The 20561-nt window shown below is 44.2% G+C and carries 15 protein-coding genes; 7 read left to right on the top strand and 8 right to left on the bottom strand.

Features of this window, described 5'->3' with window-relative positions:
* Positions 1 to 338: 338 nt before the first annotated feature.
* From miaB to lnt, 5 genes are read left to right on the top strand one after another with little or no spacing between them, the layout of a single operon-like run.
* Entirely contained in the window at positions 339 to 1772 is a 1434-nt protein-coding gene (miaB, locus tag GCHA_RS10950; protein ID WP_039992338.1) for a tRNA (N6-isopentenyl adenosine(37)-C2)-methylthiotransferase MiaB, read from the top strand.
* Positions 1773 to 1800: 28 nt separating this feature from the next.
* Positions 1801 to 2838, top strand: a complete 1038-nt coding sequence (locus GCHA_RS10945; protein WP_007988089.1) for a PhoH family protein — start codon at positions 1801 to 1803, stop codon at positions 2836 to 2838.
* A complete protein-coding gene (gene ybeY, locus GCHA_RS10940) occupies positions 2835 to 3293 on the top strand; it encodes an rRNA maturation RNase YbeY (protein ID WP_007988087.1) in 459 nt (152 codons plus the stop codon). The genes GCHA_RS10945 and ybeY overlap by 4 nt, the downstream gene beginning before the upstream one ends.
* A 33-nt stretch (positions 3294 to 3326) precedes the next feature.
* A complete protein-coding gene (corC, locus tag GCHA_RS10935) occupies positions 3327 to 4187 on the top strand; it encodes a CNNM family magnesium/cobalt transport protein CorC (RefSeq protein WP_007988085.1) in 861 nt (286 codons plus the stop codon).
* Between the two features lie 14 nt (positions 4188 to 4201).
* Positions 4202 to 5695: an apolipoprotein N-acyltransferase gene (lnt, locus tag GCHA_RS10930; RefSeq protein WP_007988083.1), complete on the top strand. Its 1494-nt coding sequence runs from the start codon at positions 4202 to 4204 to the stop codon at positions 5693 to 5695.
* Positions 5696 to 5748: 53 nt separating this feature from the next.
* On the opposite strand, the gene GCHA_RS10925 is transcribed toward lnt, so the two are convergent.
* Positions 5749 to 6651, bottom strand: a complete 903-nt coding sequence (locus GCHA_RS10925; RefSeq protein WP_007988081.1) for a DMT family transporter — start codon at positions 6649 to 6651, stop codon at positions 5749 to 5751.
* A 568-nt stretch (positions 6652 to 7219) separates the two neighbouring features.
* On the opposite strand from GCHA_RS10925, the gene GCHA_RS10920 reads away from it, so the two are divergent.
* Positions 7220 to 7780 carry a type 1 glutamine amidotransferase domain-containing protein gene (locus GCHA_RS10920; protein WP_007988080.1) on the top strand — a complete coding sequence of 187 codons (561 nt, stop codon included), beginning with the start codon at positions 7220 to 7222 and terminating at the stop codon, positions 7778 to 7780.
* Positions 7781 to 7895: 115 nt separating this feature from the next.
* Here GCHA_RS10920 and greA read toward each other — a convergent pair whose 3' ends face one another.
* The 6 genes from greA to putA form a co-directional block, all read right to left on the bottom strand.
* A complete protein-coding gene (greA, locus tag GCHA_RS10915) occupies positions 7896 to 8372 on the bottom strand; it encodes a transcription elongation factor GreA (protein ID WP_007988077.1) in 477 nt (158 codons plus the stop codon).
* Between the two features lie 97 nt (positions 8373 to 8469).
* Positions 8470 to 11688 (bottom strand): carbamoyl-phosphate synthase large subunit, encoded by a 3219-nt coding sequence (gene carB, locus GCHA_RS10910; RefSeq protein ID WP_007988075.1) that lies wholly within the window; start codon positions 11686 to 11688, stop codon positions 8470 to 8472.
* A gap of 38 nt (positions 11689 to 11726) precedes the next feature.
* Positions 11727 to 12872, bottom strand: coding sequence for a glutamine-hydrolyzing carbamoyl-phosphate synthase small subunit (carA, locus tag GCHA_RS10905; protein ID WP_007988074.1), 1146 nt, complete (start codon positions 12870 to 12872; stop codon positions 11727 to 11729).
* A 265-nt stretch (positions 12873 to 13137) separates the two neighbouring features.
* On the bottom strand, positions 13138 to 13941 hold the full coding sequence (gene dapB / locus GCHA_RS10900; RefSeq protein ID WP_007988072.1) for a 4-hydroxy-tetrahydrodipicolinate reductase: 804 nt from the start codon (positions 13939 to 13941) through the stop codon (positions 13138 to 13140).
* A gap of 89 nt (positions 13942 to 14030) precedes the next feature.
* Complete coding sequence (locus tag GCHA_RS10895) at positions 14031 to 14504, bottom strand: Lrp/AsnC ligand binding domain-containing protein (protein WP_006993387.1); 474 nt, start codon at positions 14502 to 14504, stop codon at positions 14031 to 14033.
* Positions 14505 to 14678: 174 nt separating this feature from the next.
* Positions 14679 to 18452: a bifunctional proline dehydrogenase/L-glutamate gamma-semialdehyde dehydrogenase PutA gene (gene putA, locus GCHA_RS10890; RefSeq protein WP_007988066.1), complete on the bottom strand. Its 3774-nt coding sequence runs from the start codon at positions 18450 to 18452 to the stop codon at positions 14679 to 14681.
* A 418-nt stretch (positions 18453 to 18870) separates the two neighbouring features.
* Between putA and GCHA_RS10885 the strand changes: the two genes are divergently transcribed.
* A complete protein-coding gene (locus tag GCHA_RS10885) occupies positions 18871 to 19560 on the top strand; it encodes a cytochrome b/b6 domain-containing protein (protein ID WP_007988064.1) in 690 nt (229 codons plus the stop codon).
* A 200-nt stretch (positions 19561 to 19760) separates the two neighbouring features.
* Here GCHA_RS10885 and GCHA_RS10880 read toward each other — a convergent pair whose 3' ends face one another.
* Positions 19761 to 20462 (bottom strand): SIMPL domain-containing protein, encoded by a 702-nt coding sequence (locus tag GCHA_RS10880; RefSeq protein WP_007988062.1) that lies wholly within the window; start codon positions 20460 to 20462, stop codon positions 19761 to 19763.
* Positions 20463 to 20561 lie beyond the last annotated feature (99 nt).

The raw sequence follows: 20561 nt of genomic DNA, 5'->3' as shown, positions 1-20561 counted from the left end.
CCCGCCAAAATGAATAATTTTACATACTAGGTTCTTGCACTAATTGCATAGTTATTCACGTCCGACATCGGTTTATCTTTTGATGTTTCCCTTATAAATCGCCCAATGTGGAACATATCGTTTACAACCCTGCAGATTCTTCGGAATTTTGCGTTATTCCAACCGGATAAAACTAGCCTAGCGTCATAATAACCCGTAAAATACGCGGTTCGATTTTGCTCAATTTTGCACGTACGGCACTATATCGTTATTTAGCTGTCATTTGCATTTCGGGGCATCAATAGATTGCATTGCTTTGTTAAGCAGAGATTTCACATCAAAGGTAAGTACACGGCGTTATGACTAAAAAACTTTTTATTAAAACTTGGGGCTGTCAGATGAACGAGTATGACTCGCAAAAGATGGCTGATTTATTGGATACGACCCATGGATATCAAGTTGCAGACACCGCGGAAGAGGCCGATATTATACTTCTTAACACCTGCTCTATTCGAGAAAAAGCACAGGAAAAAGTGTTTCATCAACTGGGCCGCTGGAAAAACCTTAAGCAAGACAAGCCAGAGCTCATTATTGGTGTTGGCGGTTGTGTGGCCTCTCAGGAAGGTCAGGTCATTCGCCAGCGTGCACCTTTTGTTGATTTAGTATTTGGTCCGCAAACCCTTCATCGTTTGCCCGAAATGATTAATCAAATTAAAGGGGGCAGCGCGTCAGTCATCGACATTAGCTTCCCTGAAATTGAAAAGTTTGATCGCCTGCCCGAACCAAGAGCTGAGGGCCCAACGGCGTTTGTATCGATCATGGAAGGCTGCTCTAAATACTGCACGTTCTGCGTTGTTCCTTATACCCGGGGTGAAGAAGTTAGTCGTCCGGTAGATGATGTATTGCTTGAAGTGGCCCAATTGGCTGAACAAGGCGTGCGTGAAGTGAATCTGTTAGGTCAAAATGTGAATGCCTTTCGTGGTCCTCATCACGATGGCGCCATATGTACCTTTGCCGAGTTGCTCGAAATGGTTGCTTCTATTGACGGAATCGATCGCATTCGCTACACCACATCACATCCAGTTGAATTTACTGACGATATTATTGAAGCGTACGCGACCATCCCTGAATTAGTTGATCATTTACATCTTCCCGTTCAGTCAGGTTCAGATCGTGTATTGAATTTAATGAAACGTGGCCATACAGCTATAGAGTACAAATCGAAAATTCGTAAACTGAGAAAAATCCGTCCGAACTTAAGTATGTCATCTGATTTTATTATTGGCTTTCCAGGTGAAAGCGATGCTGACTTTGAAGCGACTATGGATTTAATTCAAGCTATGGATTTCGATTTAAGTTTCAGCTTTATTTACAGTGCACGCCCAGGTACTCCCGCAGCAGATTTGCCGGACGATGTAACTGAAGCAACGAAAAAAGAGCGATTACAGTTACTACAGAATCGTATTACGCAACAAGCGTTACGCATTGCACGTAATATGATCGATAGTGAACAGCGCATTTTAGTTGAAGGCCCATCTAAGAAGAATCCGATGGAGCTTTCTGGACGTACTGAAAATAACCGAGTGGTTAACTTTGAAGGTACGCCAGATATGATTGGTGGATTTGTCGATGTCAAAATCACCGATGTATTTGCCAACTCATTGCGCGGTGACGTGCTGCGTAAAGAGGCCGATATGAATTTACGTATCAATGTGGCACCCCAAGCTATATTAGCCAAACAAACGAATAAGACCGATGCCTTAGGTGTCGCGCAGTTTGTACCAGCCCATTGATTAACCATAACTAACCGAGAGATACCGATTGAGCAAACTTACCAGTAATGAAATTTTATTAGAGCCATCTGACAACAAACGCCTAGCGAGTCTATGTGGGCCGTTTGATGACAATATTAAGCAAATTGAGCGCCGCCTTGGGGTAGAAATTACCTATCGCAGCAACGAATTTAAAGTCACAGGCCAAGCGCAGCAATCAAGTGGCGCTGCGCAGTTGCTTAAGTTGTTGTATATAGAAACTCAACCCGTACGTGGTGAGATCCCTGATTTGGAATCTGATCAGGTGCATTTAGCCATTCAAGAAGCCAAGTGTCTTGAGCGCGCTGAAGCTGGCCATTACGGTAAAGAAGTGCACATTAAAACGAAGCGCGGAGTGATCAAGCCGCGCAATCCCAATCAATCGAAGTATGTATCGGACATTTTAACCCATGATATTAGCTTTGGTATTGGGCCTGCAGGTACCGGGAAAACCTATTTAGCGGTTGCTGCGGCCGTAGATGCATTAGAGCGCCAAGAAATTCGACGCATTTTGCTCACCCGCCCAGCTGTAGAAGCTGGCGAAAAGCTCGGCTTTTTACCGGGTGACTTATCACAAAAGGTCGACCCGTATTTACGCCCTCTTTATGATGCCTTGTTCGAAATGCTTGGCTTTGAAAAAGTAGAAAAGCTAATTGAGCGCAACGTGATCGAAGTCGCCCCCCTGGCCTACATGCGTGGCCGGACACTTAACGATGCATTTATTATTTTAGATGAAAGCCAAAACACCACGGTTGAACAAATGAAAATGTTCTTAACCCGTATTGGCTTCAACTCTAAAGCGGTGATCACAGGGGACATCACTCAGGTCGATTTGCCAAGAGGTGCACGCTCTGGTTTGCGCCATGCAATTGAAGTATTAAAAGACGTTAACGATATCTCGTTTAATTTCTTTAATGCCAATGATGTAGTGCGCCACCCCGTCGTCGCTAGGATAGTAATGGCTTACGAAGACTACGAAGTGGAACAAGAGCGGGTTCGAATTCAAAAGAAAGCCGAGCATACTCAGCAACAAAGCGATAATTCATGACCGCAATTGTTGACTTGCAAGTCGCCAGTGACGCATTAAATTTACCCAAAACGGATGATTTTCAGCGTTGGTTAGATGCGGTGCTGGCTCATCAACAGCTTTCAAACCAAGAGATCACCGTACGAATTGTTGATAAAGAAGAAAGCCAAGACCTTAATCACACCTACCGAGGAAAAGACAAGCCAACTAATGTGCTGTCTTTCCCATTTGAAGCACCGCCGGGACTAAGCTTGAATCTACTGGGTGATTTGGTGGTGTGTGCAAGCGTTGTAGCAGATGAAGCCAAAGAGCAACACAAAGCATTGGCGCACCATTGGGCACATATGATTGTCCATGGAGCCTTGCATTTACTTGGCTTTGACCACATAACTGATGACGAAGCACAACAGATGGAAGCAGTAGAGGTTATCATTCTTAAGCAGTTTTCGATTGACGACCCTTACCAAGATCAATGATGATACCCACTCAAACCATAATTTAACGAGATCATGAGCGAAGATAACCCCCCCTCTACTAACGGTTCTGCCAATAAAGGTTGGTTGGATAAAATAGTCCAGTCATTCACGGGAGAACCGAAAAGCAAAGACGAACTCTTTTCTGTCATCACTGATGCGGAACAACGAGAAGTCATCAATCAAGAAACCCGAGAAATGATTGAAGGCGTCATGGAAGTCAGCGAAATGCGAGTAAGAGAGATTATGATCCCTCGCGCACAAATGACCACCATTGACATAACAGAAACGGTCGATAAGTTTTTACCTATCATGCTTGATTCTGCTCACTCTCGATTTCCTGTGATAAGTGAAGATAAAGATCATATTGAAGGGATCATTCTCGCCAAAGACTTACTTAAATACGCATTTTTACCCGGCAAAGAGTTCGAGCTTAAACAAGTTCTACGTCCAGCAGTCATCGTGCCCGAGAGTAAACGTGTTGACGTTCTACTTAAAGAATTTCAACAAAAGCGCTTCCACATGGCGATAGTCGTAGACGAGTACGGCGGGGTATCAGGCTTGGTGACCATCGAAGATATTCTCGAATTAATTGTCGGTGAAATTGAAGATGAACACGATGCTGAAGATACCAATACCGATAATATACGTGCGCTAAACAAGCATACGTATTCAGTAAAAGCCTTAACAGAGCTAGAAGATTTTAATGAATTTTTTGGCACTGAGTTTGACGAGGAAGAGGCTGACACTATCGGCGGCATTGTGCTTAAAGCATTTGGTCATATGCCTATGCGTGATGAGAAAGTCAGTATTAACGGTTTTGTTTTTGCCGTTACTAACTCTGACGCCAGACGCCTGATTCAATTAAAGGTCACGCTTCCCCATACCGAAGATTAGGTGCCATAACGCACATGCTGTATATTTTATCATTACTACTTGGAGCGAGCTTAACCTTAAGCTACGCTCCTTTTTCTTATTGGGCTGTCATGCCTATCGCGCTGACTGGGTATTTATGCATACTGCACAAAGCGCGCTTAGAACAGGCTGGTAAACTTGGCTTCTGTTTTGGACTAGGTTGGTTTGGTGCAGGCATCAGTTGGGTCCATGTCAGCATTGCTGATTTCGGAGGCCTGCCGCTCGCCGGCTCCATCGGCTTAATGGTGCTGCTGTGTAGTTATTTATCTTTGTACCCCATGCTGTTTAGCAAACTCGCTAAGCGCTACTTTTCTCCTCAAGTCTGGGCGCTAGCCCTGCCCTTTTTGTGGCTATTGTGCGAGTGGGCCAGAGGCATATTTTTAACCGGCTTTCCTTGGTTATCGATTGGCTATAGCCAAATGCAGAGCCCCTTATCTGGCTGGTTACCGGTCATCGGTGAATTTGGGGTCAGTGCGCTGCTCATGGCGCTTTGTGCTGCGTGCGCAGTATGGTTATTAAGTAAGCGTTATCTCCCCCCTATTATTTTAAGCGTGTTAGTTTATTTAAGTGGATGGACACTAAACCAGCACAATTGGGTTTCTCCTACAGGCGAACCCGTTCACATTGCCATGGTGCAAGGCAACATTCCTCAAGATATCCGTTGGGCTCCAGAGCAAGATTGGCCTACCATGAAGAAATACCTTGAGCTCACCGAAGCGCATTGGGATAACCAAGTCATCATTTGGCCTGAAGCGGCTATACCGCAATTAGAGCCGATTGCCGCCGATTACTTAATGCAACTCGATCAAGAAGCCGCTGAAAACAAAACCGGCCTTCTCACTGGGATCGTTAATTATAATTTTGAAACCCGCCAAGCGTATAACAGTATCATCGGTGTTGGTCTTAAAGAATCAACTGATAGCGAAGGGCATTACCACTACCCGCAAACCAATCGATTCGACAAGCATCATCTACTTCCTATAGGTGAATTTATCCCTATGGAAGACTGGTTACGCGGCTTGGCTCCCATATTTGATTTGCCTATGTCGTCTTTCACTCGAGGGGATTATCAGCAAGTGAATTTACTTGCTAACGGCTTTCATTTTGCCCCAGCGCTGTGTTTTGAGATCGCATTTCCAAGACAAATTCGACAGAATTTGTACGAAGACACTGATTTTATCATTACCGTGAGTAACGATGCATGGTTTGGCCATTCTCACGGGCCGGCACAACATTTAGAAATTGCTCAAGTACGTGCAAAAGAATTTGGCCTGCCAGTAATGCGTTCAACGAATAATGGTATTACTGCATTTATCAATGCCGACGGCGAGATTAAAAGCCGCTTACCGCAGTTTGAAACTGGCGTGTTAAGTGATGAAATACAACGTGTAAGCGGCACAACGCCATACCGATATATAGGGGACTTAGGGCCTTGGGTATTAACTGTGCTGGCATTTATTATCGCAATTCGCCTAAACCGCACTAAATAAGCACTTTGGCACGCCTGACCAGCGTGCTTGAGTCAATCACTGAATCTTGCCTTCTACGTTTTCTTTACCTGCCAATGCCTGAGTTTTTCAACAGGCGTTAAAACAATGGCATTGCCAAGGATCACTAACAAAAACCCCAGGATGGTATTGGTGTGCCATACAAAATCTTCATACATGGTGCTGAGCACAACAGCCACAAATGGAAATAGCACGATAGAGTAACTCGCTTTTTCTGGCCCAATATCTCTTAGTAACAAGAAATAACTCGCAAATGCGATAACAGTACCGAACACTGACAAATACAGTAGAGAAAACACATAATGAGGCTCTGTGGAAAAGCTAAACTCAGCGCCGCGTATTAGCGCCACTGCGATCAACGCTAACGTACCATACAGCATTCCCCAAGCGTTGCCCTGCATCACCCCAATATGACGTGAAGAATTGCGCACACTCGCCATATTGCCCAATGAAGCCAAAAAAGTGCCGCCTAAAGCTAACCCTAATCCATACATTGCATCACTGGCAAAGTCGAGCGTTTTGATATCTGGCCAAAACAGCGCAATTAAGCCAAATACACCGAGCGCCGCACCAATGTAAATACGTTTAGCGATAACACGACCAAAAAATAAACGTGTATTGATAATGTTCATTAGCAATAATGTTGAAAACGCGATAGACGCCATGGCAGACGTTAAATACTGCTGGGCCTTGTACAAGATTAAGTAGTTTAAACCAAAATTAAACAAGGCTAACACAAGAAAGAAGGCGTGGTCTGCCAAGGGAAAACGCATACTCAAAGGGGAAAACAAACAATATCCCCACATAAGTATCGCAGCTAAAGCGAAACGGTAAACCAACGAGACTTCAGGCGCGACATCGCCCAATTGAAACTCTATCGCTAACCAAGTTGAGCCCCAAATCAACACGGTGATCGTATATAACAACGCACTTCTCACAGCGAAGGCTCCTAGTCACTGACGTAATCCGCCAAGGTAGCACATTGATTGGACAGTCATACAGTGAAATATCAGTACTGTGCTTGTCTTGTCTTGTCTTGTCTTGTCTTGTCTTGTCTTGTCTTGTAAAAAATGTAGCGCTTAGATACAAATACAGCGCTAGAGGCGTTAAATGACACGGTACCAGCAATCGTGTCTTGCAAGCATTATCCTGACATGTGTCAAAGTAACGACAGAATTATACGGGCAACTTAAGAAAACGTGCTTTTGGGTAAATATTACTACCTAAACTGTTCTTTACTGTAAACGATTGTGACAAATTTACCTTTTTCTCGTGACTAAATTTACACAACTTTTCACTATTCTAATAAAACTAAGCTCTATAAATTCAGTCTAATTTTATAGTTTTTTAAATAATTCTTTATAAATCAATGAGTAAAATATAACACTGCTTTATCAACTTACAAGCTTAAGTTGGTTCGATTATTGCAAGTTTGTATTTGAGCGCATAACTTGTACTTTATGACTATTAATCGATTAAAGTACACATGCAAAATAGGAGAAACGCATGTTGACGACATTATCAAATAATAAGACAGCAGCCATATTAGCCAAGGATGGGTTTGAGCAATGTGAACTTATAGAAACCCGGGACGCCCTCGTGTCAGCAGGCGTTAAGGTTCATATTATTTCAATAGAGCCAGGTACTATCATTGGTTGGAATGGCAGTAAATGGGGAATAGAGATTGAAGTCGATAAAATCGTATCTAACGTCACAGCGCAAGAGTACGACGCGCTGATCCTACCCGGTGGATTGTTCAACCCAGATGCATTGTTGCAAGATAAAGACGCTATTAATTTTGTGAAAGCATTCTTTACTGATGCGAAAGACAAACCCGTTGTCGCCATTAATCAAGGCACATGGATGTTACTTGAAGCAGACGTTTTGAAAAACCGCTTGGTTGCCTCTTTCCCAACCGTGTTAAATCGCTTACGTAATGCTGGTGCTAAAATAGTTGATCGTGATCTAGTGGTCGATAAAGGATTGTACACCAGTCGAAGCTCACATAACCTAGCAGCGTTAAATCAACAAGTTATTCAACAATTAACCAAACAGCACACTCATTAAAAGCACGTTAAAATGTTCGCGGCAGGCGCTGCAGACTTGCCAAATTTAACGCGAACGCTAGATACAAAAAAGCGCACAAATTGTGCGCTATTTTTTTGGCAAAACTTAAAAAAGATTAGACATACTCGACTTCGATAATTTCGAATTCAATCGCCCCTTTGGGTGTTTGGATCGTGACCACATCGTCAAGTTGTTTACCAATCAAGCCGCGGGCAATAGGCGAGCTAACAGAGATTAAGTTGTTCTTAATGTCTGCTTCATCGTCACCCACTATTTTGTAGGTTATCTCATCATCGCTTTCTAAATTCAAGATAGTGACAGTAGTACCGAAAATCACTTTGCCATTATTGGGCATTTTAGTGACATCGATTATCTGCGCATTTGACAATTTGCCTTCGATGTCTTGAATACGACCTTCGCAAAAGCTTTGTTGCTCGCGGGCAGCGTGATATTCAGCGTTTTCTTTTAAGTCGCCATGCTCACGCGCTTCAGCGATAGACTTAATAATTTCAGGACGTTTAACCGACTTTAAATGTTGTAGCTCTTCACGCAGCATATCTGCGCCCTTAGCTGTCATTGGATATTGAGTCATTGATCAATAGCTCACTTTATTTTTATTTGATATTACCTGGGTACTAAATAGGTACTGAGCGAATAAATTCAACGCCCAGCACCAAATTAATCATCGGTTAGAGTAAACGTTTATGTAACTCTTGAACCGAATTTACCCGGGCACGGTCATCTGCCTTGTTTGCATTCACAGTAGCAAAAGCCGCATTCATGGTTGTGGTATAGGGTATTTTATTGAGCAATGCTTCTCGGCGAATATACACAGAGTCATCAATTGCCTGACGCCCTTCAGTGGTATTGATAATATAACAATACTCACCGTTTTTAATTGAATCTACAATATTAGGACGACCTTCAGATAGCTTATTTACAATTGAACAAGGCACATCAGCTTTATTTAATACCGCAGCAGTGCCACGTGTCGCCTCGAGATCAAACCCTTTGGCGACCATAGCACGGCCCAATTCAATGATACGGTTCTTATCATTCAAACGAACGGATAAAAGCGCCTTACCACCGGCAGGAATTGGCTCACCCGCGCCTAAATTGGCTTTCGCGTAAGCCTCTTCGAACGTATCACCTACCCCCATTACCTCACCGGTAGAACGCATTTCTGGCCCTAGCAAAGGATCAACACCTTGGAATTTAGCAAACGGCAATACCACTTCTTTTACACTGTAAAATGGTGGGATGACTTCTTTGCTTAATCCTTGGTCGGCAAGTGATTGCCCCGCCATCGCACGGGCACCGATTTTGGCAATCGGTAAACCTGTGGCCTTAGATACAAACGGTACTGTACGCGCTGCACGAGGGTTAACTTCGATTAAGTACACTTCGCCATCTTTAACCGCGAATTGTGTATTCATTAACCCTACTACACCTAACTCAAGTGCCATAGCCTTAACTTGTTCGCGCATCACATCTTGAATGTCGTTACTCAATGAGTAAGGCGGCAATGAACATGCTGAGTCACCTGAGTGAACCCCTGCCTGCTCAATGTGCTCCATAATGCCACCGATCATGACTTCTTTGCCGTCACAAATTGCATCCACATCAACTTCGATAGCGTCATCAAGGAAACGGTCTAGCAATACGGGCGAGTCATTTGACACTTTAACCGCGTTATTCAGGTAGCGTTTCAAATCTTTAAGATCATAAACGATTTCCATGGCGCGGCCGCCAAGTACATAAGAAGGACGAACAACCAAAGGAAAACCAATTTTTTCGGCTGCCAACAATGCTTCTTCAAGGTTACTTACCGTGGCATTCGCTGGTTGTTTAAGGTTTAACTTATTCACCATCTTTTGGAAGCGTTCGCGATCTTCTGCCTTATCGATAGCATCAGGCGATGTACCAATAATTGGAACACCTGCGGCTTCTAAATCTCGGGCCAATTTAAGCGGAGTCTGTCCGCCGTATTGAACGATAACGCCCACTGGCTTCTCAATACGCACGATTTCAAGTACATCTTCTAGCGTAACCGACTCGAAGTACAAACGGTCAGAGGTGTCGTAATCTGTTGAAACAGTCTCAGGGTTACAGTTAACCATGATGGTTTCATAACCGTCTTCGCGCATGGCAAGTGCAGCATGAACACAGCAATAATCGAATTCAATACCTTGACCTATGCGGTTAGGCCCCCCGCCGAGTACCATAATTTTATCTTTATCTGACGGGTTAGCTTCACATTCTTCATCGTAAGTTGAATACATGTAAGCAGTACTGCTAGCAAATTCAGCCGCACAGGTATCTACGCGCTTGTATACCGGGTGAATATCAAAACCGCGGCGTAATTCACGCACATCACCTTGATCTACACCGGTCAAATCCGCGATACGTGCATCAGAAAAGCCTTTACGTTTCAGGCGATTCATCAATGTTGCATCAATACCCGACAAACTAAGCTCGGCTACATTTTGCTCTTCTTTGACTAAATCTTCAATTTGCACCAAGAACCAACGGTCGATGTTCGTTAAAGAGAATAACTCTTCGATATCCATCCCCATTCTAAACGCGTCAGCGACGTACCAAATCCGTTCTGCACCTGGTTCACGAAGCTCGCGAATAATAGCGGCTTTGTTCTCAGGGTCGGTATAATCAATAATTGAATCAAGACCGTTAACACCAACCTCAAGGCCACGCAGTGCTTTTTGCAGCGATTCTTGCTGATTACGACCAATCGACATCACCTCACCCACTGATTTCATCTGGGTGGTAAGACGGTCATTGGCACCGGCAAACTTCTCAAAGTTAAAACGTGGAATTTTGGTCACGACATAATCGATAGCCGGTTCAAACGACGCTGGCGTTAAACCACCAGTGATGTCGTTAGCAAGCTCATCTAGGGTGTAACCAATGGCAAGTTTTGCTGCCACTTTCGCAATAGGGAAACCCGTTGCTTTAGACGCTAACGCTGACGAACGAGATACACGAGGGTTCATCTCGATGATAACCAAACGGCCGGTTTGAGGGTCAACACCAAACTGAACGTTTGAGCCGCCGGTTTCAACGCCGATTTCACGTAATACTGCCATAGCAGCGTTACGCATGATTTGAAACTCTTTGTCGGTTAACGTTTGCGCCGGTGCAACCGTGATTGAATCACCTGTGTGCACACCCATAGCATCAAAGTTTTCAATGGTACATACGATAATGCAGTTGTCTGCTTTATCGCGAACCACTTCCATTTCATACTCTTTCCAGCCAATCAAAGACTCATCTATAAGCAGCTCAGAGGTCGGTGATAAATCAAGGCCTCGGCGGCAGATTTCTTCGAATTCTTCAACGTTATAAGCGATCCCGCCGCCGCTTCCACCCATGGTGAAAGACGGACGAATAATACAAGGGAAGCCGATACGCGTTGACACATCAAACGCTTCATCCAGACTGTGAGCAATTTCAGCTCTTGGGCATTCAAGGCCGATTGATTTCATCGCCTTATCAAAACGCTCGCGGTCTTCTGCCTTATCAATAGCGTCGGCGGTCGCACCAATCATTTCTACGTTAAATTCAGCCAGCACACCGTGCTTTTCTAAGTCTAACGCACAGTTAAGTGCCGTTTGTCCGCCCATGGTCGGTAAAATCGCATCAGGGCGTTCTTTTTCTATAATTTTTCTGACCACTTCCCAATGAATCGGCTCAATATATGTCGCATCGGCCATTTCAGGGTCGGTCATTATGGTCGCAGGGTTAGAGTTAACCAAAATAACTCGATAACCTTCTTCGCGCAGTGCTTTACACGCCTGCGCACCAGAATAGTCGAATTCACAGGCCTGGCCGATAACAATCGGTCCAGCGCCAATAATTAAGATACTTTTTATGTCGGTACGTTTTGGCATTGTGCTTATTACTCTAAATTTGGGGCTTAAGGGTCGTCTTAGCGTGTTGCTTGCATCAGCTCAATAAAGTGATCAAACAAAGGAGCCGCATCATGTGGGCCTGGGCTTGCTTCAGGGTGTCCCTGGAAACTAAACGCTGGCTTGTCTTTGCGGTGAATACCTTGTAAAGATTGATCGAACAATGACACATGGGTAATGTCCAGGTTATCTGGCAAAGACTGCTCATCTACCGCAAAACCGTGGTTTTGGCTGGTGATCATCACGCGTTTACCTTGAATGTCTTTCACTGGGTGGTTAGCACCATGATGACCAAATTTCATTTTAACCGTTTTGGCACCGCTGGCTAACGCCAATAACTGGTGGCCTAAGCAGATACCGAAGATAGGTAAGTCTTTATCAAGCAAGGTCTTAATCGCGTCTATCGCGTAATCACATGGCTCAGGATCACCAGGGCCGTTTGATAAAAACACGCCGTCTGGGTTCAACGCCAATACGTCTGCAGCACTGGTTTTAGCCGGCACTACGGTTAATCGACAGCCTCTGTCTACTAACATACGTAAAATATTGTGCTTGGCGCCGTAGTCGTAAGCAACCACATGAAAAAGCAAGTCTGTTTGATTTTCATTAAAACCTTGGCCTAGCGTCCATGATCCGTCTGTCCAGCTGTAAAGCTCATCAGTGGTCACTTCTTTGGCTAGATCTAGGCCTTTTAAACCAGGAAACGCTTTGGCTTTTTCTAAACCCACGTCACTATCAAGGCTTTGCTCAGAGCTCGCATCTACGGCAATAATGCAACCGTTTTGCGCGCCTTTATCACGTAAAATACGTGTTAGGCGGCGGGTGTCGATATCTGCAATACCTAAAATGTTATTTGCACGTAGGTACTCAGACAATGATTGTTCGTTACGAAAGTTACTCGCAAGCAGCGGCAAATCTCTAATAATGAGGCCTTTGGCCCACACTTTAGTCGATTCACAATCTTCGCTATTGGTACCGGTGTTACCAATATGGGGATAGGTTAAAGTTACAATTTGTTCTGCGTAAGAGGGATCAGTAAGAATTTCCTGATAACCTGTCATTGAGGTGTTAAACACCACTTCACCAACAGACATACCAGTCGCTCCGATAGCCGTGCCATTGAAAACAGACCCATCTTCTAGCACTAAAAGGGCGGAATTAGCCAAGTCAACCTCCGAATATAGTTAACCTAAGGTATTTACACGGGCAATGTGCAAAAACCTATAAAAAACGGGCTGTAACTGTTTGAATTACATCCCGCTTTACCGTATTTGCAGCTATTAATTCCGTGGATTTATAAAAAACCCACTAAAATTTGGCAAATTCGCAATAATATACATGAAAGCCGGATTAAGGTCTATTCCCAATTGGGAAAATTGTTAAAATACCGCTTTCAATCGTATTTACCGCGCTAAGGGTTAAAACCCTAAGTTATGCTAAGCCTAAAACGTCCTGCATGTCATATAAGCCCGCGGGCTTGTCTTTCAACCAAACCGCCGCTTTTACCGCCCCCTTGGCAAAGGTCAATCTGCTCGACGCTTTGTGGGTTAATTCAATACGCTCACCGATATCAGCAAAAAGTGTTGTATGTTCGCCTACTATGTCCCCTGCTCTGACGGTGGCAAAACCAATGGTTTTTTGATCACGCTCTCCCGTGTCACCTTCACGACCATAAACCGCGCAAGTTGCAAGGTCGCGGCCTAGTTCATCAGCAATGGCTTCACCAATTGCTACAGCGGTACCTGATGGAGCATCTTTTTTGAAACGATGATGACCTTCAATGATCTCAATGTCCGCCGTATCCCCCATGACACGTGCAGTTTGCCGAGCAAGGTTCAACAGTAAGTTGACACCAACACTGTAATTCGCGGCGAATACGATAGGAATGTGCTGACTGGCTTGTTGCAGCGCTTCTTTTTGTTGTTGATTTAAACCGGTCGTGCCAATCACAATGGGCTTATTGTGCGTTACGCACAGCGCTAAGTTGGCTTCAAGCGCCTCAGGTAGGGTAAAATCAATCAGAATATCAGTTTGCTTGAAATCGCCTGAGTTGGCGTCACTGACAGTAAGACCACGCTGACCAATACCGGCTAACTCACCGACATCCACGCCCATCATAGATGAGCTTGCTCTTACATATGCCGCGCATAACGTTGCGTTCTGCGCTTGATCTAACGCGTCAATTAACACGCGTCCCATTCGGCCATTGGCCCCAAAAATTGCAATTTTATTCATGCTGCTTGTATGTCAAATGATTCAGTGACGACATTGTGCCTGATTTACATCAGGCTTTCAGCCATACAAGCAGGCCAATCGTTTATTTATTATAATTGAATTAGATGAGTTGACTTTACTTCTTCCATTACCACGTAGGTGTGCGTTTGAGTCACCCCTTTAATGGAAGCCAACTTAGAGCCCAAAAATTTACAATACTCATCCATGTTCTCAATACGAATTTTGATCAGATAATCAAATTGACCAGCGACCATGGCGCATTCGACAATCTCGTCAATTTCACTGACTTGTTGATTAAATTCTTTTACCGACTCCGTACTGGTGCTCGCCAATGAAAGCTGAACGTAAGCGGTCAGATTGGCTTTTAACTTTTTGGGATTTAAGTGAGCAACATATTTTTCTATGTAGCCGTTTTTTTCCAAGCGGCGAACTCGCTCTAAACAGGGAGTGGGACTTAGATGGATTTGATTAGCTAATTCGACATTCGAAATGCGGCACTCTCGTTGCAGTATATCGAGTATTTTTAAGTCTGTGCGGTCTAGCGTATCTTGGCCTTTTTTCATTTTTATTGCCTTGTAGTAACACGATTTTATCGTTTTTAGTTTCGCTCATGTTCATCATAGACAGAATTAGTGTCAGGTAAATTACCCAAAAGGCTTAATTTGAGCAGCATTATCACTATTCAACCAGTGATAAGTGCTGCTTAAATGCACAACAACCTTTTCTAGAAGCCTAATTTACTCTTTAAGGTTTAACAACATTGCGTTGCCCCCAGTGGCGACAACATTGTCGGTTTTGGTTTTCTCAGTCGCAAAACGCAGCACGCTATAGTCTGCAGTTAAGCTACCAATAAACGGAATGATCGCGCCTTTTCTTGCGCCTAAAGCACTGATAAGCCCATCAGTATTGGTTCCGGTTACACCCGCGATGGCATCATTGAGTAATAATGCATGGAGCTCCTTTTTATCATCAATACATTGTAAGCTTTCTGGGGGAACGAAACTTTCCAACGCTTGATAAACAGCACTGCGACTGGCCACTGTTTGCCCCAAACTTACCAAGACTACGCTATTACCCGCAAGTAGCGCGCCGATGGCTTGTAACACATTGCGTGTTTCATCCCCTTCATTAAGGGTGGCTAGAAATACACCACGCCCATGTAATGACAATTCATTGGTTTCCCCTGTCGGACCAGGCAATTCAATCGCGCCCGTAAAGTTGTGTCTGGCCTGTGCGAACATCCGAGAGGCTTGTTTTTGGTTCTCTGGCGAGATGTTTAAAAACTGTGGTAGGTTTTGTGCGCCAGCAAAAGCGTTTTCCAATAAGTTAATACGCTGTGCGATAGGTGTTGCTTGCCATGCGTTCTGCCCCATGGCTGCTACACGTAAACTGGTTTGAGTTTGTTTTGACAAGCCGTTTACGTCAGGCAACGAACCTAATACAGGTTCCGCGGCCCATAACTGCGTAAAGCGCAACAAGTAATGCGGGCCACCTGCTTTGAAACCGGTACCAGAAAGGCCTTGCCCACCAAACGGATTAACGCCCACAACGGCGCCTACCATGTTCCGGTTGATGTACGTGTTGCCCACATGTGTGTTGGCATACACCTTATCAGCAAACTCTTTAAGACGGCTGTGCACACCTAGGGTCAAGCCGTAACCCGTGTCATTAATATCTTGTAGCACTCGATCCAAGTCTTTTGCGTCGTAGCGAATAACATGCAAAATCGGCCCAAACACCTCACGCTCTAATACATTGATGTGTTCAATTTCAAACACCTGAGGTTGCATGTAATAACCATGTTCAGACCCCGTAGGCGGATTCGCTTTGGCGACTAATTTGGCTTGCTTAGTCATTTTTTCACAATGCGTTTGTAGCGTATTTAATGCATTATCATCAATAACAGGGCCAAGATCTGTGCTTAACTCCCAAGGCTTACCTATTTTTAATGTGTTTAGGGCACCTTTAAGCATTTCTAGCAGATTATCAACAATATCATTTTGTACATACAATACGCGTAACGCTGAGCATCGCTGCCCTGCACTTAAAAATGCCGATTGGATCACATCGTCGATAACCTGCTCTGGTAGCGCGGTTGAATCAACGAGCATGACGTTTTGTCCGCCCGTTTCAGCAATAAACGGTGGCAAGGACGTGCCTCGTTTTATTAACTCACCTTGAATACTTTGTGCAGTAGCCGTTGAGCCGGTAAATGCTACGCCTGCTACCCGCTCGTCTTTCATTAACAGTGGCCCAAGCTCTCGTCCTGGCCCAGTAAGTAGGTGCAATACATCTGCCGGCACACCCGCTTTGTGCATTAATTTAATAGCGTGGGTTGCGATAAGCGGTGACTGCTCTGCAGGCTTAGCAATAACGGTATTTCCTGCCACTAATGCTGCCACCACTTGCCCAACAAATATTGCTAATGGGAAGTTCCACGGGCTGATGCACACAAATACGCCCTGACCTTGAGCTAACTTGGGTTGAGTGGGGCTATCAGAGACCAAATGACGAATTTGCAGCGCATAGTAACGACAAAAATCCACGGCCTCGCGTACTTCTGATATACCGTCATTGAGCGTTCTACCCGCTTCGAAACTAATCAAGGCGGTAAGCTCTTCTGTTTGCGCTTCTAGCAAATCAGCCACACCTTCAAGAATGATCGCCCGTTGCTCGACAGGCGTCGATTGCCAGCTTGGATAAGCATTTGCCGCGGCTTGCATGGCATTTTCAACGTCATTCTCGTTGGCATCTGTGCAATGGCCGATCATAATTGACGTATCAGCGGGCGAGTACAATGGATAGCCGTTCTCAGTGTTAAATTTGCCACTGACAATCGGCCCCGCCTGCCATTTTATATCACTAAATGCCTTAACCTGCTGGGCAACGGTATCAAAAGCAAGAGGATCGTCTAAATCGATACCTCGAGAGTTATCACGCTTTTCGCCAAACGCATTGAATATATCTTGGGCCAGCGGAATTTGTGTATTACGTTTGCCTTTTGCTTTGCTGATGGTTGTTTCAACGCTTTGGACTAAATTAGCGGCTGCAATTTTGCCATCTAAAAACTGATTCACAAATGAACCGTTGGCACCGTTTTCTAGTAGCCTTCGCACCAAATAGGGTAATAAATCGCGATGTACTCCAACCGGCGCATATACTCTTAAAGGAAGTGCGTTACCGGTTGTCTCGCTTATTTGTCCGTAAAGCAGGTCGCCCATACCGTGTAGACGTTGAAATTCAAAACTGCTTTTGTCATCGCCAGCCATTTCCATAATAAGGGCAACAGTATACGCATTGTGGGTAGCAAACTGAGGGTAGATGTTGGCACGATTATCGAGCAATTTGCCGGCACAAACCTGATAGCTCAAATCCGTGTGTACTTTCCGTGTAAAAACTGGGAATTCACTAAGCCCCATTTCTTGAGCATGTTTAATTTCGGCATCCCAGTACGCGCCTTTTACTAATCGCACCATCAACTTGCGCTCGCTTGCTTTGGCTAATTCCACCAACCAGTCAACGACAAACAGTGCACGCTTTTGATAGGCTTGTAACACAAAGCCGAGACCATTCCAGTTGGCTAATTCAGGAGCAAACGCCAATCCTTCAAATACATCTAACTCAATATCCAGACGAGCAGCTTCTTCCGCATCAATGGTAAAACCGATGTTGTATTTCTTCGCTTCAATGGCAAGCGCCAAAACGCTCGGGAGTAATTCGTCAATCACCAACTGCTGATGACTAAATTCATAACGCGGATGCAAGGCGCTAAGTTTGACTGAAATCCCGTCCGCTAAATTCACATCTGTATCAGAATTGTTTTTACCAATCGAATGGATAGCACTGAGATAGGCATCGTAGTATTTTTGCGCATCTTTGTATGTGCGAGCGCCTTCGCCCAACATATCGAACGAGAAGCGAGTGCCTTCAACGTTGCCTTTCTTCCCGCGCTTCGTGGCTTCTTTGATATCTCTGCCTAGTACATACTGCTGCCCCATAAATTTCATGGCTTGCAACGTAGCACCACGCACAACGGGCTCCCCAACACGCTGAATTAACTTACGGAACCAATTTTGTGGCTCTTCATTTGGTGCTTCTTCTTTGCCCAGAATTTTACTGGTCAGAGACAAACCTACGCTTGCGGCGTTAACTAACAACTCATCAGACTGGCCGATATGATCGCCCCACTTGCCTAAATGGATTTTTTCCGAAATTAAACGGTCAATCGTGTAACTATCTGGCACCCGTAACAATGCCTCTGCTAAACACATCAGCACGACGCCTTCATGGCTAGATAAACTGTACTCTTGCAAAAAAGCATCAAACAAACCTTGTTTGTCTGGGTTAGCGCGACACTGTTCAACAAACGACAAAGCCGTTGCATGTACCCTACTACGCGCCTCTTCACTCAAAGGGTTTGTATTGAGCATATATTCAACACTTTCGGCCTCGTCGAGGTAAGTGTTAGACCGAATAGCTTGGCGGATTGCTTGTAGGTTAGCCTGCAACATATGAAATCTCTGTCGTGTTAATAAGGTGATAAATTGGCCTCAACTGTAAACCGCGTGTTTAAAAGTTGAACCGTGTCGTTAGACCTCAATATGGGTAAACAACGTCATAGTAGTTTTGCGCGCATTTTATGCTTGAAAATAGAGAATATGCCACTTTATTTTTCGCTAAATCAGCCAAATAACGTTACGCAATGTAAGATTTACAGATTTTTTCACTAGGTAGGCAGGAACAGCATGGTGAAATTGACTAATTGTCACTCAGCTCGCTATACCAAGGCACTTACGATGAGTGAAATTTTCCGTTAAAACAGCGCAATGAAAACAGCAAATATATAATTCCTCTTGAGTTGTGTTTAATCACCAGTAACAATATTCTTCATCTTCTCTGTTTCTTGTTATTCATTATTCGAGCCAACATATGACAAACCACAAAACTTTGGTCTGGGATCTTCCCCTACGTATCTTTCATTGGTCATTAGTACTGCTTATTTTTGCACAGTGGTTAACCGCTGAAGTACTAGATGGATATATGGATCTTCATGCTAAATTTGGTTACAGCTTATTAGGCTTGGTGATATTTCGCATTATTTGGGGAATTATAGGTCCTAAGCATTCACGATTCGGTTCATTTTTGCGTGGCCCGGGTGCGATCTATCACTATGCCCGTTCGCTTTTAAGTCGACGTCCGTCAACTTACACTGGCCACAACCCTCTGGGTGCGTTGATGGTGCCCGCCATTTTAATTGTGGTGGGCGCTCAAGCGATAAGTGGATTATTCGTCACCGATGATGTGCTTTTTACAGGGCCGTATTACCCCAGCGTAACTGACGAAACGCAAGGTATTATGCAGTGGTTGCATCATACCTTGTTTGATGTGTTATTAATTATTATTGGTCTACACATTAGCGCAATTTTAAGCTACGAATTATTGCTAAAAAAGCCATTAATCGGCGCTATGGTCCACGGTAAAAAGAATGTGCAATCAAAAAGTGGGATCACGCATTCACGCTTGGTGTTAGCCGTTTTTATTGCATTGGCCATTGCAGCATTTATGTATTGGCTAGTCGTGATAGCGGTGCCTGAAGTTGAACTTGATTTTTACTATTAAGCTAAATATAAAACCGCAAAAATTCAGATGAGCCGTAAGCAAAATGGCGCTGCTGAAAAATCAAATACCAATAAAAAAGCGAATACAGCTACATTATATGTACTGTATTCGCTACGTGTTAGTACCGCTGCTTATTGAGGTTCTCATGTTTAAGTTTAAGCATGAAGATATTACATAAGCCTATGTAAATTCGACGTATTTTATTCAACCAATTCAAATGTGACATTCACCTGTGCGCCAGTATTAATTTGTCCAGGCAATGAATCACTCGATTTACTCATCATCATCACTTCGCGACCGCGAGGCATGGGCGAATAGCCGCTATTTTCATTGATGGTGATCACTTTACCAAGCTTAGCACCCAGGGTATTAGCCATGCGGGTCGCTCTTAGTTTAGCGTCTTTTAAGGCCAGCTCTAACGCCGCCAAGTATTGCGGCTGTGGATCTTCAACCACATAATTGAAGCCATCGATACGGCTAGCACCTGTACTCAATACCGCATCAATCACCTGGTCATAGAGCTCAATATCACGCAAAGTGAAGTTAATTTCTCGAGAAAGTTTAAAGCCCTTTTGAACACGCTGATTATTGCTATGTTCGTACCATGGGTTAAGCTGTACGCGCATAGATTGTATGTCTTTCTTTTCCACACCAAAGGCCAACACACTGCTAATAATGGTTTGCGTTTTATCTGCTACCACGCTGTTTAAATCCTGTACTCGCTCACCCTGTTCTTCCACATACACACTAAATTGAAATAAGTCAGGTACACTGGCTACGTTTGCTTGTCCGCTTACGCTAATTTGATGTACCTGTTCATCGGTTTTAGCAAATGTGGCAGAGCTAAAACTTAAGACAGCACCTAAGCCGCACAACGTGATGATGGTGAATACTTTGTTCATTCTATTTCCTTACAATCAATCTCAACTAACAACTTGTTATAAATAACAACGACGCGACCTGCGCAGTATGCGATTTCACGAATGAATAGCAACTGAACT

This window comes from Paraglaciecola chathamensis S18K6 (assembly GCA_000314955.1).
Taxonomy (GTDB): domain Bacteria; phylum Pseudomonadota; class Gammaproteobacteria; order Enterobacterales; family Alteromonadaceae; genus Paraglaciecola; species Paraglaciecola chathamensis.
The sequence above is the reverse complement of the archived record's forward strand: the minus strand, read 5'-3'. Positions and strand labels throughout refer to the sequence as shown.